This is a genomic window from Streptomyces sp. NPDC043867 (assembly GCF_056435845.1).
In genome coordinates, this window is sequence record NZ_JBWKDS010000040.1 from 76230 (window position 1) to 77622 (window position 1393).

Annotated in this window: 1 rRNA gene (running past one end of the window); it reads left to right on the forward strand. The window is 56.3% G+C overall.

From position 1 onward, the window contains the following. Positions 1-1393 (forward strand): 23S ribosomal RNA (locus AC069T_RS30740); it begins 1926 nt to the left of the window's first position.

Below are 1393 nucleotides of genomic sequence, written 5' to 3' on the forward strand. Positions count from 1 at the left end.
CCTGAGACCTGATGCCGAGCCGATTGTGGTGAAGTGGATGATCCTATGCTGTCGAGAAAAGCCTCTAGCGAGTTTCATGGCGGCCCGTACCCTAAACCGACTCAGGTGGTCAGGTAGAGAATACCGAGGCGTTCGGGTGAACTATGGTTAAGGAACTCGGCAAAATGCCCCCGTAACTTCGGGAGAAGGGGGGCCATCACTGGTGAGAGCACTTGCTGCTCGAGCTGGGGGTGGCCGCAGAGACCAGCGAGAAGCGACTGTTTACTAAAAACACAGGTCCGTGCGAAGCCGTAAGGCGATGTATACGGACTGACGCCTGCCCGGTGCTGGAACGTTAAGGGGACCGGTTAGTGCGCTTTCGGGCGTGCGAAGCTGAGAACTTAAGCGCCAGTAAACGGCGGTGGTAACTATAACCATCCTAAGGTAGCGAAATTCCTTGTCGGGTAAGTTCCGACCTGCACGAATGGCGTAACGACTTCTCGACTGTCTCAACCATAGGCCCGGTGAAATTGCACTACGAGTAAAGATGCTCGTTTCGCGCAGCAGGACGGAAAGACCCCGGGACCTTTACTACAGTTTGATATTGGTGTTCGGTTCGGCTTGTGTAGGATAGGTGGGAGACTGTGAACTCTGAGCGCCAGCTCAGGGGGAGTCATCGTTGAAATACCACTCTGGTCGTGCTGGATGTCTAACCTGGGTCCGTGATCCGGATCAGGGACAGTGTCTGATGGGTAGTTTAACTGGGGCGGTTGCCTCCCAAAGAGTAACGGAGGCGCCCAAAGGTTCCCTCAGCCTGGTTGGTAATCAGGTGTTGAGTGTAAGTGCACAAGGGAGCTTGACTGTGAGACCGACGGGTCGAGCAGGGACGAAAGTCGGGACTAGTGATCCGGCGGTGGCTTGTGGAAGCGCCGTCGCTCAACGGATAAAAGGTACCCCGGGGATAACAGGCTGATCTTCCCCAAGAGTCCATATCGACGGGATGGTTTGGCACCTCGATGTCGGCTCGTCGCATCCTGGGGCTGGAGTCGGTCCCAAGGGTTGGGCTGTTCGCCCATTAAAGCGGTACGCGAGCTGGGTTTAGAACGTCGTGAGACAGTTCGGTCCCTATCCGCTGTGCGCGTAGGAATATTGAGAAGGGCTGTCCCTAGTACGAGAGGACCGGGACGGACGAACCTCTGGTGTGCCAGTTGTCCTGCCAAGGGCATGGCTGGTTGGCTACGTTCGGGAGGGATAACCGCTGAAAGCATCTAAGCGGGAAGCCTGCTTCGAGATGAGTATTCCCACCCCCTTTGAGGGGTTAAGGCTCCCAGTAGACGACTGGGTTGATAGGCCAGATCTGGAAGCACCGCAAGGTGTGGAGGTGACTGGTACTAATAGGCCGAGGGCTTGTCCT